Source organism: Sulfitobacter sp. (assembly GCF_036960155.1).
In the GTDB taxonomy this organism is placed as follows: domain Bacteria; phylum Pseudomonadota; class Alphaproteobacteria; order Rhodobacterales; family Rhodobacteraceae; genus Sulfitobacter.
Genome location: NZ_JBALWB010000002.1, coordinates 162,009 through 182,809 on the forward strand (window position 1 = coordinate 162,009; position 20,801 = coordinate 182,809).

Genomic DNA, 20,801 nt, shown 5'->3' on the forward strand with positions numbered 1-20,801 from the left:
TTAAATTTGCACAGTACAGTTGCCCTTGGGGCGGGGGCTGCGCATGATCTGCAAAACGAAAAACGGGAGAGCAGCATGGCAAAGCCATCGTATCTGGAAACAAGCCAAGGGCGCTCGATTGCCTATCACCTGACTGCGGGCGAGGGGCCGTGCGTGGTTTTCCTTGGTGGGTTAAAGTCGGACATGGAGGGCACAAAAGCCGTTCATCTAGAGGATTGGGCTCAAGCCACAGGTCGGGCATTTTTGCGGTTAGATTATTCTGGCCACGGGGAATCTTCGGGGAAGTTCGAAGAAGGATGTATAGGGGATTGGCATGAGGACACGCTTGCAGCGATTGATGTGCTGATTGAGGGACCGATTGTGCCTGTTGGCTCGTCAATGGGCGGCTGGCAGGCTTTGTTGCTCGCGCGCGCGCGTCCTGAACGCCTCGCTGGGCTGGTCACCATTGCTGCCGCGCCTGATTTCACCGAGGACGGCTGGTGGGCCGGCTTTGACGACAGTCAAAAGGCGCAATTGACCGAGACAGGCCGTGTGGAACTGCCATCCGATTATATGGAGCCCTATGTGGTGACCAAACGCATGATCGAGGATGGGCGCAATCGTCTTGTTTTGCGCGAGCCGCTGGAATTGCCCTTTTCCGTGCGCCTGCTGCAGGGCACAGCAGATAGTGCAGTAAGCGTGGCCACCGCGACGAAGCTACTAGAGCATGCCAGCAGCCCTGACATGCAATTGCTGTTGGTCAAAGACGCGGATCACAGGTTTTCAGACGGGCCGTGCCTTGGCCTGATCGAACAAGCGGTTGAGCAGGTATTGGCCTCAAATAGCTTTTCAGAACTTTAGATCGTTAAGGAGCCTTCAAATGGAACAGCGGATTAGTCTGATCACATTGGGCGTACGGGATGTGGACCGTATCGCGGAATTCTACGAGGCGCTGGGCTGGAAGCGTGTCGAGACACAGGATGGTGTGATCGCATTTGATTTGATTGGTCAAACGCTAGGTCTCTATCCTTTGGAAAAGCTGGCCGAAGACATCGGGTTGCCGATTGAGGAACTTGGGCGCGGTGCATCCACGTTCTCCTACAATGTCCGAGCTAAGGAGGACGTTGCGCCGCTACTGGCAAAAGCGCAAGCCGCAGGTGGGTGTATCTTGCGCCCCGCATCGGATGTATTTTGGGGTGGTCACATTGGCTATTTCGCAGACCCCGAAGGCACGATCTGGGAGGTATCACACAACCCTTACTCGCCGCTGGCACAGGACGGTGCATTCCGCTGGAACGGCCACTGATGCGCAGTCCGCGCAGCATGTGGAGCCTTGAGACATTTGGCCGTGTACGCCTGTCAAAACATTTCTACATGCGCGATTTTTTGATGAGTGAGATCAGCGCCTTTCACGGCGTTCCAAATGTGCCTGATGATCCTGAACTGGCGATCAAACATGGTAAACGTCTGTGTGAGGAACTGCTTGACCCGCTGGAGGAAACATTCGGGCGTATAGCCATTCGTTCAGGCTACCGCTCGGCGGCGCTCAACACTTACGGCAATGAGAACAAGCTAAACTGCGCACGCAGTGACAACCCGATTGAATGCCATATCTGGGATTGGCAGGGTGATCCCATTGCGGGGACGTCACTGGTGATCCCGTGGTTTGCCGATCAGTATGATCAAGGCCGCGACTGGCGCGATTTGGCGTGGTGGATCCATGATCATTTACCTTATTCCGAGATGTGGTTCTTTCCAAAACTGGCGGCGTTTAATCTGGTTTGGCGTCCCATTCCGCAACGCACCATCAGCAGCTATATCGCGCCGCGCGGCATGTTGTTGCGCGCAGGCGAAGGACCGTGCGAGGATCACGTCACACGTGCAGCACGATACGCTGATTTCCCCCCGCTGCGCGGCATTGCATATCCCTGAGGGCTTGCACCTGCGCGCGCGGCAGGTCATTGCGGATGTATGGCAAATTGAGTGAGGCACCACCATGAAAGAACCGCTGGTTCTATTACCGGGTATGATGTGTGATGCGCGCCTGTTTGGTCCGCAAATCGCCGAGCTGTCGCGTGATACTGCGATCATGGTCGCCCCCGTTACGATGGGCGAGCGGACCGAGGAAGTCGCCTCGATGTTGCTGGATATTTTGCCCAAGCGCTTTGCCTTGGCAGGGCTTTCTATGGGCGGCGTCGTCGCTATGGAAATTTTGCGCCGTGCCCCTGACCGTGTCAGCCGCATTGCCTTGATGGGAACAAACCCATTGGCCGAAACCCCCGTGATCGCCGCCAACCGAGAGCCGCAGATCGTCAAGGTACGATCAGGGCGATTGACCGAGGTGATGCGCGATGAGTTAAACCCAAGTCACTTTGCGCCCGGCCCCTACCGGAACGAAGTGTTGGCGCTGGCGATGGAAATGGCACAGACCTTGGGGCCAGAGATATTCATCCGCCAATCGCGTGCTCTACAGCGGCGCAAGGATCAGCAGGCCACACTGCGCCGTTGCAAAGTGCCTGCGCTGATCCTGTGCGGTGCTTATGACGCGGTGTCTCCGGTTAAGCGGCACGAATTCATGGCCGAACTCATCCCATATGCCCAACTGCGTGTACTAGAACATTCGGGTCTTATGCCCACGCTTGAACAACCAGATGAAACAACTGCCGCGCTGCGCGAATGGCTTGCGCAGCCCTATGTCCTGCAATAACGGGAATACCAAGATTTACTGTGCTTAAAGCGGGAGGCTTTTGCGTTCTTCTGAGGTGGGGACGTAGACAGCCTTGATCGGTTTGCCCGTTTCGATGTCAAAGAAGGGCGTTTGCTTCCAACGTCCTGTCACACGCGCAACTAAGGCCCGCCAGATCGTTCCACCAAACAGTCGCAAAATTGAACTGTGTTTGGACGTGCCGTCCGCCTGCGGGATGAACGACTGTGATGCAATTGGGCCGATTGCTGTTTTGTCATGCAGCAGGTCTGTCATTATCGCGGCCATCGCAATCTTTGGTTTGGCCAATGTTGTGAACATCTGCACACCACAGCACGAAGCACGAAACCGCAACAATCTTTCCGGCGTGAACGAAAACACCTCTAGGTTGTTTTGCCCCTGCTGAAAGCTGATCTTGTCTGGAGTAGTTTGGTAGAGTTCCACACCGCGGTCTTCGACGTCCTTGCCAGTTGTGTACAAAACCGCAGCCCGGCACGCCGAGCAATAGCAGCGGAGATGGTTTCCGGAAGAGGGCGTTGCGCCATGCAATGTGCCCTTCATTTCGCCGCATTGGCAGGAGAAGGGCACATCAGCCATGATTAAGCAGCCGCGTTCTTATTGGCTGTCTTTTTGGTCTTTGGTTCGGCTGGCGCTTCGTTTGCATCAATGAAATCCAACACAAGAGGCCGGATGTTGTTGCGCCAGCTTTTGCCAGCGAAGATACCGTAGTGGCCAGCGCCTTCTTCGAGGTGGCTGGCTTTTTTGCTGTCAGGCAATCCTGTGCACAGGGCAAGTGCCGCGATGCACTGACCAGGGGCCGAGATGTCGTCGTTTGAGCCTTCAACCGTTTTGACCGCGACAGTGGTGATCTTTCCGATGTCCACTTTTTTGCCCGCGACGGTAAATTCGTTATTGGCGATCTCATTGTTTTTAAAGATACGATCAACGGTCGAGAGATAGAACTCGGCAGGCATGTCCATAACGCACAGGTATTCATCGTAGAATTTGTTGTGCTTGTCATGCTCGTGGGCTTCGCCCTTGGCAACGCGCTGGATTTGGCTCATGAAGGCATCTTTGTGCGTATCCGCGTTCATTGAAATAAACGAGCTGAGCTGGAGTAAACCGGGATAAACCTTGCGACCAACGCCTGCGTGTTTAAATCCGACACGCTGGATCATAGATTCTTCTAATTGGCCCATCGTTACTGAATGGCCGAAATCGGTTACTTCGGTTGGTGCCGCGCTTGGATCTATGGGGCCACCGATAAGAGTAAGCGAGCGTGGCTGCGCGCTGGGATCTTCTTCGGCCAGATATGCAGTTGCAGCAAGTGTGAGCGGCGCAGGTTGGCAAACGGCTATGACATGTGTGTCAGGGCCGAGGTGGCGCATGTAATCTACTAAATGCAGAGTGTAATCTTCGATGTCGAATTTACCGGCACTTACGGGGATGTCGCGGGCATTGTGCCAGTCGGTGATGTACAAATCACAATCAGGAAGCAGGCTAATCACAGTTGAACGCAGTAACGTTGCGTAGTGGCCTGACATCGGAGCGACCAAAAGAACTTTGCGGCGTTTCTCAGTACGCCCTTGCACGCGGAAGTGCAGGAGATCGCCGAAGTCGCCTTTTATTTCAATCTCTTCGCTTACCAACCGGTCAGTGCCATTGGCCCCGACGAAGGGGGGGATGTTCCAGTCTGGTTTGACAACCATGCGGCTGAAAGAACGTTCGGTTACTTCGCCCCATGCGCTCATCCATTGCAACGCAGGGTTGGGGAACATAGAAAAGGCAGGATAGGATGCCATAGCGAGCGTGGATGCCCCGAGCCACTGATTCGTGTTCCGGATCGTTTCCATCATGTCGTAAGATGCCATAAATCGCATTGCTAAATTCCTAAACTAATGGCCCAATACTCTGGGCGTCGTCTCCGTCGATCACCGCATGTTGAGCGGTCGATCGAAAATGCTGCAGGTGCGAACATAGGATGGAAATGTTAAGATGACAACAGAATCTACTAAAGACGGTGAAGAAGCGTTGGTATCCATGGCGCGGATGAAGGAAAACCTGAGTAAAGTAGATGCACTGCGAGAGCGCTTAGCGCAGGTATTTGCAAACCGTCACACACACCAAGCCGCACTTGATGGGCCAAATCAGGAACTGTTCGCCACTGCAGCAAAAGCCTACATGCAGGAAGCTGTTTCAAACCCTGCCAAACTCATTGAACATCAACTTGAATTCTGGACCAAGTCGGTCACTCATTTTGTCGAAGCGCAGCAGGCATTTGCAAAGGGAAATCTTGCCGCCCCTCAGGATCGCACGGGAACCGATCGCCGCTTTAGCAACCCGATGTGGGACCAACATCCTTATTTTAACTTCGTCAAACAGCAGTACTTGATGAACGCCGAGGCGATTGCACAAGCGGTTGAGGATGTCGAAGACATGGAGCCGCACGAAAAGCAGCGGCTCAAGTATTTCTCGCGCCAGATTATCGACATGATGAGCCCGACCAACTTTCTTGCGACAAACCCTGACGTGCTGCAGAAAGCTGTGGAAACCGAAGGCGAGAGTCTGATTAAGGGGCTGGAGAACCTTATCTCTGATCTAGAGGCGAACAACGGTGAAATGGTTGTGCGTCTGGCCGATGAAGATGCGTTTGAGCTAGGAGGCAATATCGCCACAACGCCGGGCAAGGTGGTCTTTCGCAACCGGATGTTTGAGCTGATCCAGTTCACGCCGACAACGGAAAAGGTGCATGCCACCCCGTTGGTAATTTTTCCACCGTGGATCAATAAATACTACATTCTTGACCTCAAAGAAAAGAACTCACTTGTAAAATGGGTTTTGGATCAGGGGTATACCTTGTTCATGGTGTCATGGATTAACCCTGATAAAAGCTACAGGGATGTCGGTATGGAGGAGTATATCGAAGAGGGCTACATCGCAGCGTTCGATGAGATCAAAGCGATCACAGGGGAAAAGACCGTCAATGCAGTGGGGTATTGTATTGCAGGGACTACTTTGTCGCTGACCTTGTCGTTACTTAAGCAGCGCGGAGATACCTCTGTAAACTCAGCGACCTTCTTTACTGCGCTTACTGATTTCTCGGATCAGGGTGAGTTCCAACCCTTCCTTACAGATGATTTTATCGATGGTATCGAGGCCGAAACCGAAGACAAAGGCATCTTGCCGTCAATTGTAATGGCGCGGACCTTCTCGTTCTTGCGCTCAAATGATCTGGTCTATGGTCCCGCAGTCAAAAGCTACATGCTGGGAGAGACGCCTCCCGCGTTTGACCTGCTCTATTGGAACGGGGACGGGGCAAACCTGCCTGCGAAAATGGCGATGCAATACCTGCGTGGCTTGTGTCAGAAAAACGAGCTGGCCGAGAAGGGCTTTGATTTGTGTGGTCATCATCTGGTGCTGGATGAGGTGGATGTACCATTGTGCGCAATTGCATGTGAGACGGACCACATCGCGCCTTGGAAAGACAGCTATCGCGGGGTCCAGCAAATGGGAAGCAAAGACAAGACGTTTATCATGACCCAGTCGGGGCACATCGCGGGCATCGTTAATCCACCCAGCAAAGGGAAGTATGGGCACTATACCAACGAGGACCTGGCACAGGACCATGAGGGATGGCTGGAGAAGGCTAAATTCACTGAGGGGTCATGGTGGCCACGCTGGGAAAAGTGGTTGACCAAACGCTCGGGTGAGATGATTCCTGCACGTATTCCGGGAGATGGTGGCAGAGAAATTCTGTGTGATGCACCTGGTCCTTACGTTGCTGTAAAGGCAAGGGGCTGATTTTTAATCCAAATTTAGTCGATATCATGATTATGCTGCGGTGCAGAAAAAGACTTGCAATGCCGCGCTGCAGCATCTATATCTTTTGCAGACGCAGAAACTTGGATCGCCAAGTGGACGCACTCATATTCAACTGGGCACTGATGTCCCAGTGAAGACTTAAAAGGATGATACCGATGGCTACTGCAAAAACACCAGACATGACAGCAATGCTCAAAGACATGATGGGCGCATTTCCTGTGGACACAACATCCATGGAAGCTTCTTTCAAAACATCCGCAACTCTGAACGAGAAACTCTCGGGTGTTGCTTTGACTGCTGTTGAAAAATCCACAGAGATTTCCTCTGCTTGGACCAAAGACACCGTAACAAAGCTGGCAGACATGGCAAAAGCCAAATCTGAGCCAGCAGATTACGCAAAAGCGATGACCGATTTCGCAACAATTTACTCCGAAGCGGCTTCCGAGCACATGGCAGCATTTGCCGAAGTTGCGAAAAAAGTTCAGATGGAAACAGTTGAGTTGATGATGGCTGCTGGCAAAGAAGCGTCAGAAGAAGCAACAACAGTAATGACCAAAGCGACTGGCGAAGTTCAAGCCGCTGCGAAAAAAGCGACAGCAAAATAAGTCTGGTTACCAGACAGCCGTTCACCACAGCGTGAATAGCATAGGGAAGGGTGAGCTGTTTACAGCTCGCCCTTTCTTTTTGCGTAAGTGGCGTCTAAGCTGCGGTGCAGCACACCTTTTGGGGAGGAACACACGTGGCAGAGACGGGCAAATCCCTTCTGATTAAACGATACGCCAGCCGGCGGCTCTATAATACAGAAACAAGCGACTATGTGACACTTGAAGACATCGCCGGATTTATTCGCGATGGCCGAGAAGTACAGATTATTGACCTCAAATCCGGCGATGATTTGACACGGCAATATTTGCTTCAGATTATCGCAGAACATGAGAGCCGGGGAGAGAGCGTTCTTTCGGTTGAACTGCTCAATGATTTGGTGCGCAGCTATATGACTGGCAAAGTCAGCGTTGTTCCAGAATTCTTGCAGCAATCCTTTGCAATGTTGCGAGACGGGCAAAGTAAGGTCATGGAAAACATGACCTCGATGAACCCGCTGGCAAAAATGCCCGGTTTTGATGCGATGCAAACGCAGCAAGAAGCGTTAATGAAAGCCATGACAGGCAGCTGGCCTGCTGGGGGAGCGCCTGAAGAAGCCAAGCCTGCGTCAGAGAACAGCGAAGATCTGGATGCGATCAAGCGTCAGTTGTCAGAACTTCAGGATAAACTGTCCAAGTTGAAGTGATCCAACGGACACGGGGTCAAAAGACCCCGTGATTTTTATGTTTGGTGCATGAGGCGGGTGTGAGCCCGCCTTTTTTGCGTTTTGATGTGTGGCGACTGCGGGAAATCAAGCCGCTGCGCGGATCACTTCGTCCAAAGCCTCTAACAGCGCGTCAGCAATTGCACTGCATTGTTGGGTGCTCAGTTGTACAGGTAGGCGCACATCGCAGGCGCGCATAAGCATCGCGCGGGTTTGGGGTAGTTCGGGCAGATCGGGAATGAACTGCCAGTTCCAGAATGCGCGTGCGTTATCTGTGCTTTGCCCAAACACTTGCACCTTCACACCCGCTTTTGCAGCATTGGTGGCAAAGGCTTGGATGGTGGCATCGTCAAGGCCAGTGAGGTTAAACTGGATCGAATCTGGTGCGCGTATTTCGGGTGGCAGCGGTGCGGGCACGTCAATGTAGGGTGAAGTAGCCAGCTTAGCGGCGACCAGGTTGTGATTGCGTAACCCATCCGCGGTGCGGCGGTTTAGTTCAGGCAGTTGGGCACGGGCCACAGCGGCAGAGAGGTTGCTCAGGCGCAGGTTATAAAGCGGCAATTTGTTTTGGTGGATGGCAAAGGCGTCTTGCAGGACGGGGTGTTTTTTCCAGTTATGTTCGTAAGCACCGGACATGATGATGGCACGCGCCACCAGATCAGCGTCATCGGTGATCAGAATGCCGCCTTCACCTGCATTGATCATCTTATAGCTTTGGAACGAAAAGCATCCGATCCGCCCAAGTGTTCCGATCTTGCGACCATGCCATGTGGTGCCAAGGCTATGCGCGGCGTCTTCTATCACGGGGATGTCTGCGGCGTCACACAGATCCATGATGGCATCCATGTCAGAGGTGTGCCCACGCATGTGGCTGATGATCACTGCATCAACAGAAGGAATTTTGGCTGCAAAATCGACCAGATCAATGCGATAGTTTTCACCCACCTCGCACAGCACAGGAAGGCAGTCGGCGTGGATTACAGCGGACGGCACTGCCGCAAAGGTAAAACCGGGGATCAGGACGCGCGCTTGCGTGGGTAGATCCAGGGCCTTTAAGGACAAGAAAAGCGCGGCTGAGCAAGAGGATACAGCCAGTGCAAAGCGGCTGCCCATCATCTCAGCAAATTCGGCTTCTAGTAACGTGGCGGGCGCATCATTGTCAGCAGTATAGCGAAACAGATCCCCACTGCTCATCAGATGGTCAATTTCGACCCTAAGGCTTTCGGGTAATGGCTCGGCTTTGTGAATGTCGGGTAATGACATATTTCAGATTCCTGCATCTATGTTTTCAGAAATGTAAAACAAGGAGAAGGTGGTGCAAAGGAGTTTTTATGTACCGTTTTGTAAATTCAGCGGTTAAATGCCCATACGGTCGCGCATTGCGTACCACGTCATCGCGAGTATCAGCAGGGGGGATCGCATGGCGGGGCCACCGGGGAAAGGCGAGTCTGGTACTGCGGAGAGCGTGTCAAACCCGTCACTGTCCCCTTGGATCGCGCGCGCCATCAGCTGACCTGCATGGGTTGCTGTCCCCACGCCGTGCCCCGAATACCCCGACGCTGAGAGGATGTTTTTGCCGGGCCGCGCAAGATAAGGCATGCGTTTCATGGTGATGCCAAGGGTGCCGCCCCAAGCGTAGTCAATCTGCACGTCCTTGAGCTGAGGAAACACAACAGACATCGGCTTGCGTACCTTTGCAGCGATGTTTGTGGGAAAGCGGTAGCCGTAACTTTCGCCGCCACCAAACAGTAGCCTTCCATCATCACTAAGGCGGAAATAATTCACCACAAATCGGCTGTCGGCCACGGCAACATCGCGCGGCAAGACATCAGCGATGCGATCGCCTAAGGGCTCGGTTGCAGCGATGAAGTTGTTTATGGGCATGACCCGCGCGGCGATTTGACGGTTGAGGCCCCCCAGATACCCGTTGCAGGCAAGGATCACATGATCAGCCACAACATGGCCCGCGTCCGTGCGCACCGTGGCTGGCGTGCCTTCCTCAATGTCATGGACCGCGCTGCCCTCATAAATACGCACGCCTGCTGCTACTGCCGCCCGCGCCAGACCCAGCGCATAGTTCAGCGGGTGCAGATGCGCCGCCCCCATATCCAGAATGCCACCACGATAATCGGGCGAGGGGCAAACGGATCGAAGGGTTGCCTGATCCAGTATTTCAATATCGGAGTAGCCGTATTTTTGGGCTAGTAGATCCGCATAGGTATGCAGATGTTTGACGTCGGAATCGCTTGAGCCGGTCCATGCAACCCCGGGTTTGAGGTGACACTCGATTTGATGTTCCGCTATTAGTGATTTTACCAATGCCTTCGCATCTTCACCAAGATCCCACAGCTTGGCAGCCTCTGGTTCGCCCATGAGCTGTTCTAGATCGTCCTGTTCCATCCGCTGGCCAGAACCAAGCTGTCCGCCGTTGCGCCCTGAGGCGCCAAACCCAACCCGCTGTGCATCCAGCAAAACAACATCGCGACCAGCCTGCGCCAGGTGCAGCGCGGCAGAAAGACCCGTATAACCGGCACCAACCACACAAACATCGGCCTTTTGTGCGCCCCTTAAGGGCTCAAAAGGTGCAAGGGGCGTGGCAGTGGCCGCGTACCAACTTGGTGGATACGCGCCGCGCTTGTCGTTGGAATAGAGCAGGTTCATCGCGTGCTATCAGACGTTGAGCAGAAGGTGCTCACGCTCCCAAGGTGAGATGACTTGCAAAAACTCGTCGTATTCCGCTTCCTTCACAATCGCATACACACGTGCAAAGTCGGGGCCTAGAACTTCGTGTAGTTCCTTCGCTTCACCAAACACGTTCAATGCTTCGCCCATCGTGCGAGGGATGTCGCCGTCGCCGTCATATGCATCGCCTTTGAATTCAGGCATCGGGTTTTTAGCGGCCTTGAGGCCGAGATAGCCACAGGCAAGGGATGCCGCGATGCCGAGGTAGGGGTTGCAATCCATACCCGCTAGACGGTTTTCGACCCGCCGCGCAGCTGGGCTGGAGAGTGGTACGCGGATGCCTGTGGTGCGGTTGTCACGGCCCCATTCAAGGTTGATGGGCGCGGCGTGGTCTTTCACGTAACGGCGATAGCTATTCACATAGGGTGCAATAACGGCAAGCGCCGCGGGCATGTAATTTTGCAGGCCGGCTATGAAATGCATAAACGGTTCTGTTTCAGTGCCGTCATCATTGGAAAAGATGTTCTTGCCTGTGACTTTGTCCAAAACCGAGTGGTGGATATGCATGGCTGAACCCGGTTCGTCGGCGATGGGTTTGGCCATGAACGTCGCGTAACAATCGTGGCGCAATGCTGCTTCGCGGATCAGGCGTTTGAAGTAGAACACTTCATCCGCCAGCTTGACCGGATCGCCGTGCAGCAGGTTGATTTCCAGCTGACCCGCACCGCCTTCTTGGGTGATGCCGTCGATCTCAAAACCCTGTGCCTCGGCAAAATCATAGATGTCATCGATAACGGGGCCGAACTCATCCACTGCGGTCATTGAATAGGCCTGACGCGCTGCGGCTGGACGGCCAGAGCGGCCTATCATAGGTTTGATTTCCTGTGCAGGGTCCAGATTGCGCGCGGTCAGGAAAAACTCCATCTCCGGGGCGACCACTGGCTCCCAACCTTCGGCGTGGTAAAGGGCAACAACGCGTTTCAGAACATTCCGGGGGCTGAATTCTACGACGTTGCCATCACGGTCATACGCATCGTGAATGACCTGCAGCGTCCAGTCTGCGGTCCATGGTGCTGCGGTTGCGGTGGACATGTCTGGGCGCAGTACCATGTCTTTCTCGATGAATCCTTCATCGCCAGCGGCTTCACCCCAATTGCCTGTGATTGTCTGGTAAAAGATGCTGTCAGGCAGATGAAAGCTGTCTTGGCGGGCGAATTTGGATGCAGGGACGGCTTTGCCGCGCGCAATGCCGGGGAGGTCGGGGATAATACACTCGACCTCGTCCAAACGGCGACCTGCCAGATATTCTGCGGCCGCTGGCGGCAGGTTGTCTTTCCAATCAGCCATGAGGCCCTCGCTTTGTTTTGAAAAATTGCGCCATCTGTTTGGCGACTTCGACATTGTCGATCGGCAACGGGAGTGCTGCGCTTGCGGCTTGTAGGTGCTCATCGGGTACAACACCTTTGCCACGGGTATTGACTAGCCCATCGATGAATTCGGCTTCAAATTCGGGGTGGGGTTGGATTGTCCAGATGTTGTCACCGTAGGCGAGCATGGCATTGGCACAAAAATCAGATGAACCTACAACGCGGGCGCCCTTTGGCAACTCGACCACCTGATCCTGATGCCATGCGTTGAGGGTGATTGGTTTTCCATCAAGCGTGTATTGCGTGCGCCCCACAGACCATCCGCCATCGAATTTTTCCACCTTGCCACCCAAGGCTTGGGCGATGATTTGGTGACCAAAACAAACGCCGATCAACGGCTTGCCGGATGTATTGATATCACGGACCAGCTCTTCTAGTGGCGGTATCCACGCATGATCTTCATATGCGCCGTGTTTTGATCCGGTAATCAGCCAACCATCCGCGTCTTGGACGCTGCTAGGGAACTCACCATCCAGAACTGAAAAGGTTTCAAAGGTAAAATCATTCCCGCCAAGAAGGCGTTCGAACATGACGTCATAGGTACCAAGGGTCTCAACCAGTTCATCGGGTGAGTGACCTGTGCGCAGAATGCCAATTTTCATCTATTACACCGTATCCAAATATATCTCGACCCGCTCAGCAGGGCTAAGCTCTTCCATACACTCTAGTTCTTGGCGTTTGGTTAGGACAAGGTTTTGGATCAGCTCAGGGGCGAAAATGCGCGCGATGCTTGGATCGCTCTCAAAGGCATCAATTGCAGCGCCCCATGTATTTGGGATTTGGGGCAGATCGGCGGCATAAGCATTGCCAGTGATAGGAGCGGGCGGTTCGATCCCATCTTCAATCCCGTTGATTGCGGCGCCCAAAACCGCTGCGAGCATCAGATAGGGGTTCACATCCCCCCCAGATACACGGTGTTCTATCCGCCGCGCAGAGGTTGCGCCAGACGGAATACGGATCGAAGAGGTTCGGTTTTCATACGCCCAGCTGACACCAGTAGGAGCATGACTGCCAGGGACCATCCGGTCAAAGCTGTTTGCGTGGGGCGCAAAAACAAGGGCTGAACCGGGCATCGCCTGCATACACCCTGCAACTGCATGGCGCATGATGTCAGTGCCGTCTTGTTCGCCATTGTCAAAGACGTTGTTCCCATCTTGGTCAAGCACAGAGAAATGCGTGTGCAGCCCTGAACCGGGATAATCGGCATAGGGTTTGGCCATAAAGCTGGCGGCAAACCCGTGACGCCGCGCAAGACCGCGCACCAGCATTTTGAACAACCATGCATCATCCGCCGCGCGCAGGGCATCATCACAATGCATCATGTTTATTTCGAACTGGCCCAGACCCGCCTCAGAGATGGCGGTGTCCGCAGGAATATCCATCTCCTCGCAGGCGTCATATAGATCGGTAAAGAACTGGTCGAACTGGTCAAGTGCGCGAATGCTCAGCGTTTCGGCACCTTTGCGGCGTTTACCAGACCGTTCGGATGGTGGAATTTGCAACTTGCGTCCACTGTCATCGATCAAAAAAAACTCAAGCTCGACCGCGCAGACAGGCGTGAGACCACGCGCCTTAAAGCGATCAAGAACTGCGCGCAGCGCATGACGCGGATCGCCTGCATAGGGGCGGCCATCTTCATGAAACATCCAAATCGGTAGCAGTGCGCTAGGGGCGTCCAACCATGGCATCGGCATAAAACCACGCTCCGTGGGTTTGAGAACGCCGTCACGATCACCACTGTCAAACACCAATGGGCTATTTTCAATATCTTCACCCCAGATGTCGAGGTTCAGAACTGAAAAGGGAAAGCGTGTGCCGTCTTGGGTTATCCTATCTGCAAATCGTGTTGGAATACGTTTGCCACGTGGAACGCCATTGAGATCGGCTGCTGCGACACGGATTGTGCGGACGGTAGGATTTTTTCGAAGCCAGTTGTGCATAGGTCACCGTTTGGCGCGCTGGTGCATACCGGAGAATCCGATCGCTTGTGACCAGCGTCACATAATTTGATCAAATTATTTCTACTACCGGATCAGATTAAGACGCAAGCGTATTTTTTGCCGTCTCGCTTCGGGCAAGTGCCGATTGAGGCGGCGGTTCACAAGGCCGTAAAACGAAATAACAACAAGGGTGAGGACGATGAAGTAGCCGGCAAGGATCGGATAGGGGATAAACGGGTTGAAGGTTTTGTCCGCAAAATAGCTGGCGTAATACAATGCATCACCGCGTTGCTGCCACGCAGGAAAGCTCGAAATATAGACCAGCGTTGTTGCGTGAAACAGGAAGATCGCCTCGTTTGTGTAGGCGGGCCATGCAAGGCGTAGCATGGTTGGCCAGATCACCCGCTTGAATCTACTCCATCCGGTTAAACCATAGGCGTCGGCGGCCTCAACGTCGCCTTTGGGGATAGACCGCAATGCGCCGTAAAATATCTCGGCAGAATAGGCTGAGGTATTGAAGAACAGCACAATCAATGCGCCCAGCCATGCGGACGTGAAGGGATCAAAGAACTGGGAATAGGATTTGAGGCTCAGGAAAACGAAATACCCAAAGAAGAATTGGATAAACAGTGGTGAGCCGCGAAAGACAAACACGAACCACTCAGAAGGTTTGCGGAATATGGCGCGCGGGCTTGCCTTGCCAAGGGCAAGGGCGGTGGCAAAGAAGAACCCGAGAACCAGCGCCGTTAGGCCAAAGTAGACATTCCAGATCATGCCCGATCCGATCAGCGTGAACTGCTCACATAGCGTAAAATCCTCACGCGGGAGCAGGCGTTCGCCGATGCCGATAGCGCGTAGGCCATAGTCTTGAACAGTTTGAAAACAACTCACGCGGCTTTCCTTTGCGCTTCACCGCCAGTGGTGGCTTGTCCACGGGTAAGGCGCATCATCAGCCGCTCAAGAACGATCTCGGAGAGGCGCGTGAAAATGAGGTAGAACACCAAAAGCCCAAGGAAATACCACATGCGCCAATCAGCGTGCGGGTAATCCGTGAAACGGGTTGTCTTAGAGCCGCCCAACTCACGAGACCAATAAACGATGTCTTCGACACCCAACAGGAACAACAATGGCGTCGCCTTGATCAGAACCATCCATAGGTTGCCAAGGCCGGGGAGAGCATACACCCACATCTGCGGCACCAGCACGCGCCAAAAGGTCTGGCGCTGGGTCATGCCGTATGCTTCGGCTGTTTCAATTTGGGCATGTGGCACTGTGCGCATGGCGCCAAAAAGAATGTTTGCAGCAAAAGCCCCAAAAACGATGGCAAACGTAAGAACGGCAAGGGCGAAACCATAGGTTTCATGAACCCACTGCGGAGAGCTGCCCAGTGGCATTTTTGCGGCTTGGCAGACGATAAAATCATTACCTTGGCGGATCGGTTCATCCCAATTCGAGCACAGAGTTTTGTGGCGTAAATATTCGATGCCCTGATCCAGTGCGATCACAAAGAACAGGAAAAATGCAATGTCAGGCACGCCGCGGACAATTGCGATATAGGTTTTGCCAATCCAGCGCAGCGGCGCAATGTGTGACCGCGCAGCAGAAGCGCCCCCAAAACCAAACGCAAGTGCGGCAGGGGCGGTGATGGCAAGCAATGTAAGAACAGTAAGCAGCGACCAATACAGGTTCATGTGCTTACCTGTCGTCAGATAGCAGCTGAGCCATTTCAGGCCCTCAAGTTGGGAGGGGTCGGAACAATAACTGAAGATGGGAGTGCTCGCTGAAAGAGGTGTGTAAGTGTTTGTAAAAAAGTGAGGGGCGGTTTAATCCCGCCCCTCACTCAGATTTATTCGTATACGGTTGCTTCTTCGCCGAACCATTTTTTGATGGCGATGTTAAGTGTGCCGTCTGCTTTCATGGATGCGATCGCCGCGTCGAATTTGGCTTTCAGCTCGGTGTCACTTTCGCGTAGGCCCATGCCAACGCCGCCGCCCAACTGAACGTCAGGGCCTGCGAATACCAAATCGCTGCCGTCTTCTTCTACTGCAGGAACAAGCGCGTCCTTGTCAGCGAAAACCGCGTCTGCTTCGCCGTTACGTACGGCTGCAACTGTTTCGTCGTAGGTTGCGAATTCCAGCAGGGTTGCGCCGCTTTCGGCAACATAACCAGCCTGAATAGTGCTTGTTTGTGCTGCAATAACACCACCTGTCAGATCTGCATCAGCAGACATCGCCGCATATGCGGAATGGGCAGGCGGGATGTAGTTCTGTGTGAAGTCGATAACTTCTTCGCGCTCATCCGTGATGCTCATACCGGCGATGATTGTGTCATAGTTGCCGGATGTCAGGTTGGGGATGATGCTGTCCCACTCATTGGTGACCCATTCGCAGGTCAGCTCGGCGCGCAGGCACAGCTCGTCACCAACTTCGCGCTCATAGCCGTCTACTTCGCCTGCGTCATTGATGAAGTTGTAGGGGGGGTAGGCGCCTTCGGTGCCCATGCGGATTGTTTTACCGTGGCCGTCGGCAAATGCCATTCCGGCTGTTAGAGCCAATGCGCTTGTCGCAAGGATGAGGTTTTTCATTTGGTATCTCCCAGGTTTTTTTGTTTTTGGTCTGTTACGCGTGAGTTGATGACAGAAACCCGCGCAGTCGTTCTGATTTAGGCGCGCCGAATAATGTCTCAGGCGGCCCTTGTTCTTCGATCAGGCCTTGGTGCAGGAACACAACGGTGTCCGACACATCAGCGGCCAGTTTCATGTCATGGGTCACAATCATCATCGTGCGCCCCTCAGCAGCAAGGTCTTTGATGACCTTGATCACTTCTTGTTCCAGCTCAGGATCGAGCGCAGAAGTTGGCTCGTCAAACAGCAGCGCCTCAGGTTCCATGCACAAAGCGCGCGCAATTGCGGCACGCTGTTGCTGGCCGCCAGATAGCTGGGCAGGATAAACATTGCATTTGTCACCGATCCCCACTTTGTCGAGATAGGCACGCGCTGATTTTTCGACCTCATCGCGGTCGCGGCCAAGGACGGTCAACGGCGCTTCCATCACGTTTTGCAGGATGGTCATATGGGCCCATAGGTTAAACTGCTGGAATACCATCGACAGGTTTGTGCGGATGCGTATCACCTGTTGGGTGTCTGAAGGACAGCGCCTGTGGCCAGTCCCGCGCCATGATACTGGCTCGCCTTTGAACACCACTTCGCCTTGCTGGCTATCTTCGAGCAAGTTGCAGCACCGCAGCAATGTAGATTTCCCTGATCCCGAAGATCCAATGAGCGAAATCACATGGCCCTTTGGGGCCGCGATGCTCACGCCTTTGATAACCTCCAACTCGCCGTAGGCTTTGTGGAGGTTGCGGATTTCGATAACAGGGGTGTCTGATGTCACGTGCAGGCCATCTATGTCAGTTGCAGCACTCATAAGATGCGAGATTCGCAATATTTGCAATGTGCAATGCCAGAATGCCGAAGTTGATTGCCCTTAGGTAAGCCTAATTATTCAGCGCTCAACGCGTTTGCGTGCCTGCGCGCTTTGCATGTCGGTGATGCCCAGCAAGTTCGCAACCAAACGCAACAATGCGTCTTCTTCTTTTGCGCGCTCACCGTCGGCTAAAACAACCTGCCACAAGGCCTCAACCACCGCGAGACGGTCTTCGTAAGCAACGGCATCTTTGATCGAGCGGGTGAAGCGCACCGTGTCCGGGGCCTCGGATTCCAGTACTTCGGCGTCAGCCAGCAGCGCATCACGTGCTGTATCATCAAGGGCGTATCGTGCGGTGATGATACTTTGAATGCGTTGCTGCTCAGATGAACTATATTCATTGTCAGACCGCGCAACCCGGACCAACAGCGCTGTAAGGGCCAGACGCGCATCCGCATCCGGTAATTGGGTGGGGGCAGGATCGGTCAGCCGTTTTAGAAAGTCTGAAAACATGGTGTATTACCTAGCCAAAGTAAGGGGATTTATGATCCACCCAGCGCAGTTTTGCGCACGGTTTCGATGTCTTCATCGCTCAGGCCTAGGGCTGTCTCGATGTCGAGCAGTTGCTGCTCTTCGTCATTATCGCGGTGCCCGTCGGCCATGGCGACTGACCACATGGCTACAGCAAGCGCAAGGCGTTCGCTGTAAGGGACTTCTTGGCGAAGTATCTCTGTGAATTCTGGGGTCCCGGGGGCGTGGCGCTCAAGCGCTTCACACTCCGCACGCAATTTGGCTGCATCAAGCGGCTTGAGATCAAACGTAGCGGATAATATCCGGTCAATCTGGGCAACCTCAGACGCAAGGTATTGACGATTCGCCAATGCCACCCGAACCAATAGCGCACCAAGCGCGAGCTGCGCGTTGGGCTGTGGTAATGGGTTTGGCGTGGGCGCGCGGCGCGGGAATAGACGTTCTAACATTATGGCTGGTTATCCCAAATTAAGCGCTTTGCCAAATCTAATTGTGTCAATGGCGATGCCTTGTGGGTCGGTGTTGTTCAGAACCACACCTGCGATATCAGAACCACCCTGCGCCCGCAGAAAGCCTAAGGAAAATTCACCCAAAGGGCTGACAGGTACGCGGGCAAGCAGGGAACCATCGCGCCGTAGGAATAACACTTCGCCAGCGCCTGCCTCTCCGCCTCGCAATTCAAGGGCCAGGGCGGATTGGTCGTTATCAAACAAGATCGCGATCGCCCCTTCACCTTGTGCATCGCGTTTGGGGAATCCTGCATGGCCATATCCATTCAGGACACTGACCCCCATAAAGCTGACAACAGACAGGTTTTGTCCCGTGTCGCCAGCCAACAAGGTTAGCGGCGCAAATGCAGCGCCAGTTACAGCGTCATGTGTCCCTTGCGTGAATAGCGTTTGACCAGCAAAGCGTTCACCGAAACGTGCGCCATCCAGTATCAGCACGTCATCAACCAAATACCCGGGGCCTGCGCCCGCACGTGTTTCGTCAAAGGTTATGAGGTCTGGCAGCGCAAGGCTGTCTGGATCAACGAGGCAAACCGCACCGCCGCAGGCTAATGCGGCCAGGGGGAAAAGTGAGAGTAGTAACGCTACAAAATACTTCATCTCGCAACATTAGCACAATTTAGCCGCCGTAACCTTCAATAATTACAAGGCTACCATCCGACACTGCCATACGAATGTCTTTTGCGGCCTGATAGGCTGGGCTTTCATAACAGGCGACTGCATCAGCATAGCTTGGGAATTCAACGATAACGGTGCGTGAATTTGCGGCGCCTTCGCGGATTTGTTGTGTGCCACCGCGTACCAGAAACTTTGCGCCAAACTCGGCAAAGGGCTTTGCATTTGCAGTGCGGTATTTCTCATAGACTTCCGCATCGCGGACTTCCATGTTTCCGATCCAATAACCCTTTTTCGACATGTTCGGTCTCTCCCTGATTCGCTGTTTTTCAGCGCAATTTTGCGTAACGGGCAGCCAGCCTTCTGGCTTCATCCGCCAACCCATAGGGTGGGTTTAGCACAAACATACCAGAGCCGACCATACCGTGGCCCGGCCGCGCAGGCGGAAAGCGGACTTCGTGGCGCAGTGCGTCCTTGAATTGCCCACTAAGCGCATTGAGCATCGGCCCATGAGAGCCGCTTGTCAGGATCGGATACCACAGCGCGATGATACCTACGTTCCATGCGCGGTGCAGTTTGGCAATGTGGCGGAAGATGTCGTCGTAATCTGTTTTGATCTCATAGCTGGGATCAATGAGCAGCATGCCGCGCCGTGGTGTAGGAGGGCAAAGCGCAAATGCCGTTTCAAATCCGTCACGTAGATGGCATTTGGCCCCCGTCGGCGACATGGCCAGCTCAAGCGCTGAGTGTTCGCGCGGGTGCAGTTCTGCCAGATGAATGGTGTCGGTAGGGCGTAGCAGGTGCGACGCTATAAGGGGTGAGCCGGGATAGGCTTGCGGGCCATCCTCTGCCACAACCCTGTCCAGAACTTTTGAGTAGGGATGATCTGCTTTGAACCAGCCGCGCGCCTGCGCGATGCCAGCGGCAGCCTCCCCAGTCTTGAGGGCTTCTTCAGCACCTAGATCATATAGGGCGCGCCCTGCATGTGTCTCTAGGTACGTGAGCGGTTTGTCCTTGCGCGTAAGATACGAGAGCATCCATGCGAGCAGGCTGTGCTTGTGCACGTCCGCAAGGTTTCCGGCGTGATAGATATGTTGATAACTGAGCATGCTAGCGGTGTAGCGGATAGCGCCACATGCGCAATGTATAATCGGTACGTAACAGCAGCCCATTTAACCCTAACCATCCCCACAGGTGTGAAGGGGCAGATGATGGGCCGTATGTGAGCGAAAAAAGCCGGTCAGTTAAGTGGGTTTTAAGGGGTAAAATTTGCGTTATTTGAACTTTCATATCAGATACGTTATATAACAGAGTATAAAAATAATAAGATCGAGTGGTTACCGAAAATGAATGTTGCCCTTCACAGGGTCTGGGACTCGTTCCTTGGCCCGTTGTTGCAGCGCCCTAAGAAGTTACAAGTTGCAGCCCTTTGCCATCGCGGCGAGGGTGCGGATAGTGAATATCTACTGATCACCAGCAGGGATACCGGACGTTGGATTATTCCTAAAGGGTGGCCGATCCGTGGTCTGAAGTCTAACGAAACAGCCCTGCGCGAAGCATGGGAAGAGGCGGGCGTGAAGAATAGCCGTGCCTCCACCGCGCCAGTCGGGCGCTATACCTACAACAAACGTGCAGCTTCGGGTTTGGAAGTTCCGGTCGAGACGCTTGTGTATTCCGTAGAAGTGCAGGATTTGGCCAAGAAGTTCCCCGAGGCGCATGAACGGACCCTAAAATGGGTCAAGGCCAGTGAAGCTGCGCATATGGTGCAAGAGCCCGAATTGCAGTCGATCTTTCGAAGCCGCGCTGAACGTTCAGTCTGAGGTAAATGCACGCTTGCCTTATGGGCCAGCAGAACGGTAAG

The 20,801-nt window shown here is 53.9% G+C and carries 24 protein-coding genes; 8 read left to right on the plus strand and 16 right to left on the minus strand.

What is annotated here, in order from left to right:
• Nucleotides 1-75: 75 nt before the first annotated feature.
• From V7775_RS07255 to V7775_RS07270, 4 genes are all read left to right on the plus strand, one after another.
• A complete protein-coding gene (locus V7775_RS07255) occupies nt 76-840 on the plus strand; it encodes an alpha/beta fold hydrolase (protein ID WP_335751219.1) in 765 nt (254 codons plus the stop codon).
• Nucleotides 841-859: 19 nt separating this feature from the next.
• Nucleotides 860-1,285 (plus strand): VOC family protein, encoded by a 426-nt coding sequence (locus V7775_RS07260; RefSeq protein ID WP_335751220.1) that lies wholly within the window; start codon nt 860-862, stop codon nt 1,283-1,285.
• Between the two features lie 17 nt (nt 1,286-1,302).
• Entirely contained in the window at nt 1,303-1,911 is a 609-nt protein-coding gene (locus V7775_RS07265) for a hypothetical protein (RefSeq protein ID WP_335751749.1), read from the plus strand.
• 64 nt (nt 1,912-1,975) lie between these two features.
• On the plus strand, nt 1,976-2,686 hold the full coding sequence (locus V7775_RS07270) for an alpha/beta fold hydrolase (protein ID WP_335751221.1): 711 nt from the start codon (nt 1,976-1,978) through the stop codon (nt 2,684-2,686).
• A gap of 24 nt (nt 2,687-2,710) precedes the next feature.
• On the opposite strand, the gene V7775_RS07275 is transcribed toward V7775_RS07270, so the two are convergent.
• Nucleotides 2,711-3,280 (minus strand): DUF6151 family protein, encoded by a 570-nt coding sequence (locus V7775_RS07275; RefSeq protein WP_335751222.1) that lies wholly within the window; start codon nt 3,278-3,280, stop codon nt 2,711-2,713.
• Between the two features lie 2 nt (nt 3,281-3,282).
• Nucleotides 3,283-4,563 (minus strand): polyhydroxyalkanoate depolymerase, encoded by a 1,281-nt coding sequence (gene phaZ, locus V7775_RS07280; RefSeq protein WP_335751223.1) that lies wholly within the window; start codon nt 4,561-4,563, stop codon nt 3,283-3,285.
• Nucleotides 4,564-4,678: 115 nt separating this feature from the next.
• Here phaZ and V7775_RS07285 point away from each other — a divergent pair, with 115 nt between their 5' ends.
• The 3 genes from V7775_RS07285 to phaR all read left to right on the plus strand — a co-directional run bounded on the left by V7775_RS07285 (nt 4,679) and on the right by phaR (nt 7,793).
• Nucleotides 4,679-6,484 (plus strand): PHA/PHB synthase family protein, encoded by a 1,806-nt coding sequence (locus V7775_RS07285; protein ID WP_335751224.1) that lies wholly within the window; start codon nt 4,679-4,681, stop codon nt 6,482-6,484.
• 176 nt (nt 6,485-6,660) lie between these two features.
• A complete protein-coding gene (locus V7775_RS07290) occupies nt 6,661-7,110 on the plus strand; it encodes a phasin, PhaP (protein WP_335751225.1) in 450 nt (149 codons plus the stop codon).
• A gap of 134 nt (nt 7,111-7,244) precedes the next feature.
• On the plus strand, nt 7,245-7,793 hold the full coding sequence (phaR, locus tag V7775_RS07295; protein ID WP_335751226.1) for a polyhydroxyalkanoate synthesis repressor PhaR: 549 nt from the start codon (nt 7,245-7,247) through the stop codon (nt 7,791-7,793).
• A 105-nt stretch (nt 7,794-7,898) separates the two neighbouring features.
• On the opposite strand, the gene V7775_RS07300 is transcribed toward phaR, so the two are convergent.
• From V7775_RS07300 to rlmJ, 14 genes are all read right to left on the minus strand, one after another.
• Nucleotides 7,899-9,074, minus strand: a complete 1,176-nt coding sequence (locus tag V7775_RS07300; RefSeq protein WP_335751227.1) for a DegT/DnrJ/EryC1/StrS family aminotransferase — start codon at nt 9,072-9,074, stop codon at nt 7,899-7,901.
• A 93-nt stretch (nt 9,075-9,167) separates the two neighbouring features.
• Entirely contained in the window at nt 9,168-10,472 is a 1,305-nt protein-coding gene (locus V7775_RS07305) for an NAD(P)/FAD-dependent oxidoreductase (RefSeq protein ID WP_335751228.1), read from the minus strand.
• A gap of 9 nt (nt 10,473-10,481) precedes the next feature.
• A complete protein-coding gene (locus tag V7775_RS07310; RefSeq protein WP_335751229.1) occupies nt 10,482-11,840 on the minus strand; it encodes a glutamine synthetase family protein in 1,359 nt (452 codons plus the stop codon).
• Complete coding sequence (locus V7775_RS07315) at nt 11,833-12,522, minus strand: type 1 glutamine amidotransferase (RefSeq protein WP_335751230.1); 690 nt, start codon at nt 12,520-12,522, stop codon at nt 11,833-11,835. Before V7775_RS07315 ends, V7775_RS07310 begins: the two co-directional genes overlap by 8 nt.
• Before the next feature lie 3 nt (nt 12,523-12,525).
• Nucleotides 12,526-13,860, minus strand: coding sequence for a glutamine synthetase family protein (locus V7775_RS07320; protein ID WP_335751231.1), 1,335 nt, complete (start codon nt 13,858-13,860; stop codon nt 12,526-12,528).
• Between the two features lie 84 nt (nt 13,861-13,944).
• Nucleotides 13,945-14,751, minus strand: coding sequence for an ABC transporter permease (locus tag V7775_RS07325; RefSeq protein ID WP_335751232.1), 807 nt, complete (start codon nt 14,749-14,751; stop codon nt 13,945-13,947).
• Nucleotides 14,748-15,629: an ABC transporter permease gene (locus V7775_RS07330; RefSeq protein ID WP_335751750.1), complete on the minus strand. Its 882-nt coding sequence runs from the start codon at nt 15,627-15,629 to the stop codon at nt 14,748-14,750. The genes V7775_RS07325 and V7775_RS07330 overlap by 4 nt, the downstream gene beginning before the upstream one ends.
• Nucleotides 15,630-15,706: 77 nt before the next feature.
• Nucleotides 15,707-16,444 carry a transporter substrate-binding domain-containing protein gene (locus V7775_RS07335; protein ID WP_335751233.1) on the minus strand — a complete coding sequence of 246 codons (738 nt, stop codon included), beginning with the start codon at nt 16,442-16,444 and terminating at the stop codon, nt 15,707-15,709.
• Between the two features lie 34 nt (nt 16,445-16,478).
• Nucleotides 16,479-17,252: an ABC transporter ATP-binding protein gene (locus tag V7775_RS07340; protein WP_335751234.1), complete on the minus strand. Its 774-nt coding sequence runs from the start codon at nt 17,250-17,252 to the stop codon at nt 16,479-16,481.
• Nucleotides 17,253-17,363: 111 nt separating this feature from the next.
• On the minus strand, nt 17,364-17,798 hold the full coding sequence (locus tag V7775_RS07345) for a tellurite resistance TerB family protein (RefSeq protein WP_335751235.1): 435 nt from the start codon (nt 17,796-17,798) through the stop codon (nt 17,364-17,366).
• 29 nt (nt 17,799-17,827) lie between these two features.
• Nucleotides 17,828-18,265, minus strand: a complete 438-nt coding sequence (locus tag V7775_RS07350; protein WP_335751236.1) for a tellurite resistance TerB family protein — start codon at nt 18,263-18,265, stop codon at nt 17,828-17,830.
• 9 nt (nt 18,266-18,274) lie between these two features.
• Nucleotides 18,275-18,925 carry a hypothetical protein gene (locus V7775_RS07355; RefSeq protein WP_335751237.1) on the minus strand — a complete coding sequence of 217 codons (651 nt, stop codon included), beginning with the start codon at nt 18,923-18,925 and terminating at the stop codon, nt 18,275-18,277.
• A gap of 19 nt (nt 18,926-18,944) precedes the next feature.
• Nucleotides 18,945-19,241, minus strand: a complete 297-nt coding sequence (locus V7775_RS07360; RefSeq protein ID WP_335751238.1) for a DUF1330 domain-containing protein — start codon at nt 19,239-19,241, stop codon at nt 18,945-18,947.
• Nucleotides 19,242-19,269: 28 nt separating this feature from the next.
• A complete protein-coding gene (rlmJ, locus tag V7775_RS07365) occupies nt 19,270-20,049 on the minus strand; it encodes a 23S rRNA (adenine(2030)-N(6))-methyltransferase RlmJ (protein ID WP_335751239.1) in 780 nt (259 codons plus the stop codon).
• A gap of 237 nt (nt 20,050-20,286) precedes the next feature.
• Here rlmJ and V7775_RS07370 point away from each other — a divergent pair, with 237 nt between their 5' ends.
• Complete coding sequence (locus tag V7775_RS07370) at nt 20,287-20,760, plus strand: NUDIX hydrolase (protein WP_335751240.1); 474 nt, start codon at nt 20,287-20,289, stop codon at nt 20,758-20,760.
• Nucleotides 20,761-20,801 lie beyond the last annotated feature (41 nt).

What these genes read in the sequence shown, in the direction of transcription:
- V7775_RS07345 (WP_335751235.1), bottom strand. Translation starts at nt 17,798, where the DNA reads ATGTTTTCAGACTTTCTAAAACGGCTGACCGATCCTGCCCCCACCCAA.
- V7775_RS07305 (WP_335751228.1), bottom strand. Translation starts at nt 10,472, where the DNA reads ATGAACCTGCTCTATTCCAACGACAAGCGCGGCGCGTATCCACCAAGT.
- V7775_RS07275 (WP_335751222.1), bottom strand. Translation starts at nt 3,280, where the DNA reads ATGGCTGATGTGCCCTTCTCCTGCCAATGCGGCGAAATGAAGGGCACA.
- V7775_RS07315 (WP_335751230.1), bottom strand. Translation starts at nt 12,522, where the DNA reads ATGAAAATTGGCATTCTGCGCACAGGTCACTCACCCGATGAACTGGTT.
- V7775_RS07335 (WP_335751233.1), bottom strand. Translation starts at nt 16,444, where the DNA reads ATGAAAAACCTCATCCTTGCGACAAGCGCATTGGCTCTAACAGCCGGA.
- V7775_RS07370 (WP_335751240.1), top strand. Translation starts at nt 20,287, where the DNA reads ATGAATGTTGCCCTTCACAGGGTCTGGGACTCGTTCCTTGGCCCGTTG.
- V7775_RS07355 (WP_335751237.1), bottom strand. Translation starts at nt 18,925, where the DNA reads ATGAAGTATTTTGTAGCGTTACTACTCTCACTTTTCCCCCTGGCCGCA.
- V7775_RS07255 (WP_335751219.1), top strand. Translation starts at nt 76, where the DNA reads ATGGCAAAGCCATCGTATCTGGAAACAAGCCAAGGGCGCTCGATTGCC.
- rlmJ (WP_335751239.1), bottom strand. Translation starts at nt 20,049, where the DNA reads ATGCTCAGTTATCAACATATCTATCACGCCGGAAACCTTGCGGACGTG.
- phaZ (WP_335751223.1), bottom strand. Translation starts at nt 4,563, where the DNA reads ATGCGATTTATGGCATCTTACGACATGATGGAAACGATCCGGAACACG.
- V7775_RS07285 (WP_335751224.1), top strand. Translation starts at nt 4,679, where the DNA reads ATGACAACAGAATCTACTAAAGACGGTGAAGAAGCGTTGGTATCCATG.
- V7775_RS07290 (WP_335751225.1), top strand. Translation starts at nt 6,661, where the DNA reads ATGGCTACTGCAAAAACACCAGACATGACAGCAATGCTCAAAGACATG.
- V7775_RS07360 (WP_335751238.1), bottom strand. Translation starts at nt 19,241, where the DNA reads ATGTCGAAAAAGGGTTATTGGATCGGAAACATGGAAGTCCGCGATGCG.
- V7775_RS07300 (WP_335751227.1), bottom strand. Translation starts at nt 9,074, where the DNA reads ATGTCATTACCCGACATTCACAAAGCCGAGCCATTACCCGAAAGCCTT.
- V7775_RS07320 (WP_335751231.1), bottom strand. Translation starts at nt 13,860, where the DNA reads ATGCACAACTGGCTTCGAAAAAATCCTACCGTCCGCACAATCCGTGTC.
- V7775_RS07265 (WP_335751749.1), top strand. Translation starts at nt 1,303, where the DNA reads ATGTGGAGCCTTGAGACATTTGGCCGTGTACGCCTGTCAAAACATTTC.
- V7775_RS07270 (WP_335751221.1), top strand. Translation starts at nt 1,976, where the DNA reads ATGAAAGAACCGCTGGTTCTATTACCGGGTATGATGTGTGATGCGCGC.
- V7775_RS07260 (WP_335751220.1), top strand. Translation starts at nt 860, where the DNA reads ATGGAACAGCGGATTAGTCTGATCACATTGGGCGTACGGGATGTGGAC.
- V7775_RS07310 (WP_335751229.1), bottom strand. Translation starts at nt 11,840, where the DNA reads ATGGCTGATTGGAAAGACAACCTGCCGCCAGCGGCCGCAGAATATCTG.
- V7775_RS07350 (WP_335751236.1), bottom strand. Translation starts at nt 18,265, where the DNA reads ATGTTAGAACGTCTATTCCCGCGCCGCGCGCCCACGCCAAACCCATTA.